7 protein-coding genes are annotated in these 7,421 nt (G+C 34.4%); 3 read left to right on the top strand and 4 right to left on the bottom strand.

From position 1 onward, the window contains the following. From B2S90_RS04785 to B2S90_RS04770, 4 genes are all read right to left on the bottom strand, one after another. The coding region (locus B2S90_RS04785) for a macro domain-containing protein (RefSeq protein ID WP_286696621.1) at positions 1 to 378 on the bottom strand (378 nt) is incomplete at its 3' end. Between the two features lie 10 nt (positions 379 to 388). Further along, positions 389 to 1,204 (bottom strand): tetratricopeptide repeat protein, encoded by an 816-nt coding sequence (locus B2S90_RS04780; protein WP_286696620.1) that lies wholly within the window; start codon positions 1,202 to 1,204, stop codon positions 389 to 391. A gap of 10 nt (positions 1,205 to 1,214) precedes the next feature. Further along, the gene (locus B2S90_RS04775; RefSeq protein WP_286696619.1) at positions 1,215 to 1,607 is read right to left on the bottom strand and encodes a pyridoxamine 5'-phosphate oxidase family protein; all 393 of its coding nucleotides are present in this window, start codon (positions 1,605 to 1,607) and stop codon (positions 1,215 to 1,217) included. A 63-nt stretch (positions 1,608 to 1,670) separates the two neighbouring features. Continuing rightward, positions 1,671 to 3,005, bottom strand: a complete 1,335-nt coding sequence (locus tag B2S90_RS04770) for an MATE family efflux transporter (protein ID WP_055289886.1) — start codon at positions 3,003 to 3,005, stop codon at positions 1,671 to 1,673. A 172-nt stretch (positions 3,006 to 3,177) separates the two neighbouring features. On the opposite strand from B2S90_RS04770, the gene B2S90_RS04765 reads away from it, so the two are divergent. The 3 genes from B2S90_RS04765 to thiI are packed head-to-tail and all read left to right on the top strand — an operon-like array spanning position 3,178 to position 7,307. Beyond that, positions 3,178 to 4,920, top strand: coding sequence for a septation ring formation regulator EzrA (locus tag B2S90_RS04765; RefSeq protein WP_055289884.1), 1,743 nt, complete (start codon positions 3,178 to 3,180; stop codon positions 4,918 to 4,920). Positions 4,921 to 4,969: 49 nt separating this feature from the next. After that, positions 4,970 to 6,106, top strand: coding sequence for a cysteine desulfurase family protein (locus B2S90_RS04760; protein ID WP_286696618.1), 1,137 nt, complete (start codon positions 4,970 to 4,972; stop codon positions 6,104 to 6,106). 4 nt (positions 6,107 to 6,110) lie between these two features. Then, a complete protein-coding gene (gene thiI, locus B2S90_RS04755) occupies positions 6,111 to 7,307 on the top strand; it encodes a tRNA uracil 4-sulfurtransferase ThiI (protein ID WP_055234886.1) in 1,197 nt (398 codons plus the stop codon). Positions 7,308 to 7,421: the final 114 nt, after the last annotated feature.

The following is a 7,421-nucleotide window of genomic DNA, read 5'->3' as shown; positions in this document are numbered from 1 at the left end:
TTTATCAACAGGAAAATGATAAATACCTGTTGATATAGAAGGGAATGCGATTCTTTTGATACCATGATCCATTGCCAGCTTCATAGAGTTGTAGTAGCAGAGTGCAAGTAATTCTTCTTCGTTGTGATTTCCACCACACCAGATAGGACCTACAGTGTGAATTACATAATTACAAGGAAGATTATATGCTTTTGTGATTTTTGCTTCTCCTGTTTCACATCCATGAAGAGTTCTGCACTCTTCAAGAAGTTCTGGTCCTGCCGCACGATGGATTGCTCCATCTACACCGCCTCCACCTAGTAGGAGTTTATTGGCTGCATTCACAATAGCCTCTACGTCTGTTACTTTTGTGATATCACCTTGAATTGTTTTAATCATATGTTACCTCTTATTTTGTCCACTCATATCCAGGCAATACATCATTTAATCTTTGTCTTGCCTCTTCTTGATTTTTTAAAACATGCTTATAACAGTTTTTAATGAGAAAATCTCCTGATTCAAGTCTTTCATAATACATCTGTTCAGCTAACTGGTAATATTTTAAGGCCTGCTTGTTATCTACTTCTGTACCAATGCCCTTAAAGAAACAATCACCTAGACGCATCATAATATCAGCACCTACTAGATGAATATTATCTTCATTAAGTCCCTGGGCACAATGCATATAGATACGGAATGCTTCTATCTCATTTTTGTCTACATAATAACCATTACGATACATATCACCAATCTTATAGAGTGATCGAAGATGTCCATCAAATGCCCCTAATGCGAAATAATGAAAATCTTTCTCATAATCCACAGGTATATCTCTACCATAATAGAAACAATACCCTAAGTTTTCCTGTGCCTGACGACATCCTCCATCTGCTGCAATTGTATAATACTCAACAGCTTTTTTATAATTCTGCTCACCAGCACGACCAGTATAATAGAGTGATCCAATATCACATGCTGCATTCACATTTCCTGAATTAAGTTCATCAGTATAGACGTCTATAATAAAATCAGCGACACATTCAGGAAGAATCTTTGTGCCATCTGCTTCATGTAATTCTCCTGCAATATTATAAGCCTCTTCATAGACTGCTTCATCTGAAAAATCTAATTCATTTTCTACGATATTATAGATTTCTGGATAATCTTCTTCTGATATCTCAGAAAGGATATTTTTAAGTCTTGTGTATAATTCTTTATTATTCATATTGTGCTCCCTAGAAGTTTACAACTTTTTTCTCATGTGTAAATGAATAGAAAGTGGCAGTCGAATTCTTAAAATAGAATACTTCTGTATTTCCATCATCGGCTGAATACATTTTCTTTAAAGATGGATATGCATCAAGCATGGATTGTTTTGGTTCTTTTCGGTCATCTTCTATAAGTTCTCCTGAAATACGTAGCCATTCACCATTCTTGTATGCACAAATTTCTACCTTTGGATTTGCATGAATCTGTTTTGATACATTCTTTACCTTCCCTGTTTGAATATAGAGCTTTCCCTCAAATATATGTGCTGTCCCAAAAGGTCTTACTCTTGGTTGATCACCTTCAACTGTTGCTAGGTAATAAGTATCTGCTTCTTTCAAAAAATTAATTATTCTTTCCATGATTTTACCTCCTTACATAATTATACCACTACAAAAAAGAATATCGGATTAAATCCGACATTCTTATACATGATCTAGCCAATGTACACGGAAGTAGTAGATAAGTAATCCAATCATGCAAACAACCCAGGTTACAGGCCATCCTGCAAATACAATAGCAATATTATGAGTAAAAGGAACTGCTACCGCAAGATAAATCTGTCTCAAAAAGACGAATGTACCTACCATGAAATACATTGGAATATTAGATAACCCGACACCTCTAAGTGCACCAGAAATAATCTGAATAACTGGCAATGTGAGATATCCTGCTGCGAAGACACGGGCCATTAAATAACCGTATTTAATCACTTCAGGATCACTAGAGAAGATACCTACAAGCTGCTCACCAAATACATAAATCAAAATAACACCTATAGTTGTAACTCCAAAGGTCATAGCCATTGTTGTGCGAAGACCTTTCTTAACACGATCTATGGCATGCGCACCAATATTCTGTCCAGTAAAAGTCGTAATAGCCATCGCAAAGCTTTGAATTGGTAATTGTAGGAATCCATCAATCTTTACATAAGAAGTATAACCAGCTACTGCATTAGCGCCAAAAGTATTGATATAAGACTGAACGATTACGTTACTAAAAGATACAATGGATTGCTGTAGGGCGGTAGGGATTCCTATTTCAATAATCTTCTTTAAGATTGGCTTATCGATAGAAATTTCTTTAATCTCTACTTTATAGATTTCTCTCGAGAATACTAATTTTATTATAACAAGCAGCGCACTGATCCCCTGGGCAATAAAAGTCGCCCATCCAGCACCTGCAACACCCATATGAAAATTCAATACAAAAACAAAGTCTAGAATAATATTAATAATAGACGCAATAATCAAATAATAAAGTGGTGTCTTAGAATCACCTACAGCACGTAATATACCTGAGCCCATATTATAAATACATACAAAAGAAATACCACCAAAATAAATACGTAAATATAAAGCTGCTGGTGTCATGACCGAATCAGGAGAACCAATAAGAATTAAAATCTGACGTGATAAACCTATACCTAAAATAGTAAATAATACACATAGAATAAGAGTTAAGGCAATTGATGTATGAATCGCTTTTTTCATCTTATTTAAATGATTACCACCAAAATATTGAGCAATGACTACTCCCGCACCTGTCGCAAGTCCTGTAAAGAAACCGACAAGAGTATTAATGATTGGAGTGGATTGTCCAACAGCTGCAAGAGCCCCTGAACTCACGAAGTTACCTACTACATAAGAGTCCACTGTGTTATAAAGCTGCTGGAATAAGTTTCCGACTAACATAGGAATAGAAAACCATAATATCGCTTTCCATATCTTACCATGTATTAAATCTGTACTTTCATTCATGTTTTACCCTCCCTAAACAATACAATCATAGCCCTATTTTTTAAGATAGAGTAAAGATTTTCGTAAAAAGAAATAAACAGATGTGTATTTTTTTGATGGTTTCACTATTCCGTAATGAAATGACTTGAAAAATATGATAAAATTAAGTCGATATGTAAGAGAGGGATGTTTTATGGATTATTTGAAGGAACTAATACAATATATAGGAGTAAGAAACCTAGTAATATTTGCCTCTATCCTCATTGTTTTGATTATTTTTATGATTATATATCATTCAGTGAAGTTAAAGGTATATCGTCAAGAAATCTTAGAATTAGAAAACCAGATTACTGGAATTAAAACACTGCCATTACAATATAGATTGGGCCGTGTGCAGTCCATTGCGAAAAATATGCCGGAAGTTGTTGAACAATATGAAGAGTTCACTAAGGATTTTGAAGAGATCACTGAATTCCAGAAGAATGAATTAGGTGTTCTAGTGGATGAAGTGGATGCTGCTTTATTTTATGGAAAGAGCCATGGTGTCAAAAAGAAATTAACGATGATTCAGGAAATGATACAGCGTTATGATCGTGATGCAAAAGCTCTTCTTGCCCGCATTGAGAAGGTTACAGAAATAGAAAACATCCAGCGTATAGAAATCATCAGAGTAAAAGAAAAGTATCGTCAGGTAGGCAATGAATACGATAAAATCCGTATTAAAGTTGAAGAGTTTGTGCCACATGCCTTAGAGATGTTTAAAGAACTAGATGATGATTTTGTGAAGCTTGAAACATTAATGAATAATCAGATGTTTGCGGATGCTAAGAAGTTTACAGAAGAAATTGAAAATCGTATTGATAGTCTTCATGAAAATTTAAAGGATCTTCCTTCTTATGTTTATGTAGTATCTGATTTATTGCCCAGCAAGATCAATAAGGTGGATGAATTAATTGCTTCTTTAGAAGGTGATGATTATGCGCTTGAAGAAATGAAGGTTGCTGCACGCCGTCAGGAAGTGGATGAGCAGATGGAAGAATCCATTGTGCAGGTAAAGAATGTAGATATTAAGGCTGCAGCAGAAGTGCTTGAACCTTTAACTGGTCTTATTGAAGGATTAGTGATTGATTTAAGTAAAGAACTTGACTCATATAAGCAGTTCAAGGAAAAATGGAGAGAAAGCTATAATGAACTTCAGAGACTTACAAGTATGTATCAGCAGACCATGAAGGAATATCGTCGCTTGATTACTGAATTTGTGATTGATGAAGAAGAAGTTGTTATTAATAAGAAGCATGAAGAGTTTATACAGATTCAAAATGCCGCTAATGATCTTATTGAACAGATGGAGTCGGGTCATTTTGCATATGCAAATATGTTAGAACATGTTGAGAGTCTTTATGAAAGAATGATGACACATGATGCATATCTTGAAGAGTTTGAAAAGCAGAAAGATGAAATTGAAAAGAAGAATCAGGAAGCAGAAGAACTCATCGAAAACATCAATATTGTCTTATTGGAAATCAAGTCTGAAATCAAGAATGAACATCTTCCTCTTGTGAATGATTCTTATCGTGATTATATTACTGACTCTTATAATAAGGTAGAAGAAATCAAGCGTTTTAAAGCCCATAAACCGGTTGTATTGAATGAACTATGTGCCAAGGTAGAAGGGGCGAGAGATGTGATCTATAAGCTTTATGATAATGTTCATAATATGATTGTGACAGCGGGTATGGTAGAAGATGCAATTGTTTATGCCAATCGTTATCGTTCAATGTTCTTAGAGGTCAATACAGAACTTACTAAGGCTGAAGTCTTATTTAGAAATGGTGAATATCGCAATGCATTACAGGTTGCAGTTGATATTCTAGAAAGACTTGAACCAGGAAAATATGAAGAACTCATCAAAAGAAAAGAAATTAAGTCCGCTTAGTGTGGACTTTTTTCTTTTATATCGTTATTATTTAAGGCGGGGTGATTAGATGATTTATCTAGATTATGTAGCGACAACACCTCTTGATGAGGAAATACGCTCTACATATACAAAACTATTAACAAATTATTTTGCAAATTCTGATTCTGCTTATGCACCAGGTTATGAGGTCAGTCGTTTGATTGAACAGTCACGTTCACATATCGCGAAGCTACTTCATGTAAGTCCTGAAGAATTAATCTTTACATCATGTGCATCAGAGTCTAATAATACAGCTATCAAAGGAACGGCCTTACAATATATGAATAGAGGAAAGCATATTATTACAACGGCCTTTGAACATTCAAGTGTAGCTAATACTTTTAAGCAGCTAGAAGAAGTATTTGGGTTTGAAGTGGATTATGTGTCTATTGATTCAAAAGGACATCTTGATTTAGAAGAATTAGAATCTCTTATAAGAGAAGATACTATTCTTGTTTCTACAATGTATGTCAATAATGAAGTAGGAACAATTAATCCTATTCATGAAATAGCTTCTATTGTCCATAAAAAGAATCCTAAGACAAAATATCATGTTGATATGGTACAGGCTTTAGGTAAGCTGTCTATTACGCTGGATGATATTGATTTAGCCACTTTCTCAGCACATAAGGTATTTGGTTTAAAAGGAAGTGGTTTACTCTATAAGAAGCGTACTGCAAGTATTGTTCCTCTTATCAATGGAGGACAGCAGGAAAATGGCTTGAGAGGTGGAACAAGCAATGCCTGTGTGGATATTGTGCTTGCAAAAACAATGCGTAAAGCCATTGAATCTCAAAAGAGTCACTATGATTATGTCAAATCACTTAATGACTATTTACGTGAACAGTTAAGTGAAATGGATAATATTGTCATCAATTCACCAGAAGATGCGAGTCCATTCATCTTGAATATTTCATGTCCACACTATAAACCAGAAGTCATTGTGCATGATCTAGAAGCTAAAGGAATCTATATCTCTACAAAGAGTGCCTGCTCAAGTAAGAAAGTAGAAATCTCTCATACTCTTCAAGCAATGCATTTAGATCCTCTTATCAGTTCAAGCGCATTAAGACTTTCATTCTCACATCTCACTACAAAGCAGGAACTAGATATATTCCTAGATGCTTTAAAAGATACATTAAATAGAATTAAGAAACAGAGGTAATTAGATGAAACCAGATCATATTCTTGTTCGTTTTGGAGAACTTACAACTAAAGGAAAGAACCGTAAACTATTTATTAGAAAACTATTAAAGAATACAAAAGAAATACTTCATGACTATTCTGCCTTAGAATATGAATTAACATATGATCGTCTTTATATTTATTTAAATGAAGAAAATGCGGAAGAAGTGACAGATAAGTTAAAGACAATCTTTGGTATTCACAACTTCTCTTTATGTTATAAGGTAGAACATGACTTAGAAAAGGCCAAGGAAGTTGTCACTTATATTATTGATCATGATGAAGGTCATACTTTTAAGATTGATACAAAAAGACATGACAAATCATATCCTAAGACATCTATTGAGATGAATAAGGAAATTGCAGGATATGTATTCCATCATACAACAAAAGAACTATCAGTAGATGTTCACAATCCGGATATTTTAGTACGTGTAGAATATAGAAAAGATGCTATTTATATTATGGATAACATGATTCCGGGTGCTGGAGGCTATCCAGTAGGTATTGGTGGTAAAGCCTTATTAATGCTTTCGGGTGGTATTGATTCACCTGTTGCTGGTTATTTGACAATGAAGCGTGGAGTAGACTTAGAATGTATTCACTATGCTTCTCCACCTTATACAAATGAATTAGCAAGGGAAAAGGTATTAGACTTAGTGAATGTATTAAAAGACTATACGCATGGTTCTATTAAAGTTCATATCGTTCCGTTTACTGAACTACAGTTATCTGTATATGATCATTGTGATGAATCTTATGCAATGACAGTTATGCGTCGTATGATGTATAGAATTGCGGAAGGTGTTGCAAAGAAGAATGACTGCTTAGCTATTGTCAATGGTGAAAGTATTGGTCAGGTGGCATCTCAGACACTTGAATCAATGAATACAATTAATCAGGTTATTACAACGCCTGTTATTCGTCCTGTTGCATGTATGGATAAATTAGAAATTATTAATATTGCTGAAAAGATCGGTACATATGATATCTCTATTAGACCATATGAAGACTGCTGTACAATCTTTACACCACATAACCCAGCAACTAAACCTAAGGCTTATAAAGCAGAAGGTTATGAAGCAAAATGGGACTTTGAAACAGAAGTACAGAAGTGTATTGATCATACAGAAACAATCATCATAAACTCTAAATATAAGAACGATGAAGATCTTTTTTAAAGGTTTAAAAAAAGCGTAAAAAAAGTTCATAAAGTAGTTGACGAAGTGTCCTTAATCGTGTAATATATAACTCGTCGGTTGAGGACACACCTCTCTCCGTAGCTCAGTTGGTAG

The organism is Catenibacterium sp. UBA627 (assembly GCF_002299355.1).
GTDB lineage: Bacteria > Bacillota_I > Bacilli_A > Erysipelotrichales > Coprobacillaceae > Catenibacterium > Catenibacterium mitsuoka.
This window is presented reverse-complemented; position numbering and strand designations above follow the sequence as displayed.

Excerpts from the sequence above, each read along its gene's own strand:
- B2S90_RS04765 (WP_055289884.1), top strand. The coding sequence starts at position 3,178 with ATGGATTATTTGAAGGAACTAATACAATATATAGGAGTAAGAAACCTA.
- B2S90_RS04775 (WP_286696619.1), bottom strand. The coding sequence starts at position 1,607 with ATGGAAAGAATAATTAATTTTTTGAAAGAAGCAGATACTTATTACCTA.
- B2S90_RS04770 (WP_055289886.1), bottom strand. The coding sequence starts at position 3,005 with ATGAATGAAAGTACAGATTTAATACATGGTAAGATATGGAAAGCGATA.
- thiI (WP_055234886.1), top strand. The coding sequence starts at position 6,111 with ATGAAACCAGATCATATTCTTGTTCGTTTTGGAGAACTTACAACTAAA.
- B2S90_RS04780 (WP_286696620.1), bottom strand. The coding sequence starts at position 1,204 with ATGAATAATAAAGAATTATACACAAGACTTAAAAATATCCTTTCTGAG.
- B2S90_RS04760 (WP_286696618.1), top strand. The coding sequence starts at position 4,970 with ATGATTTATCTAGATTATGTAGCGACAACACCTCTTGATGAGGAAATA.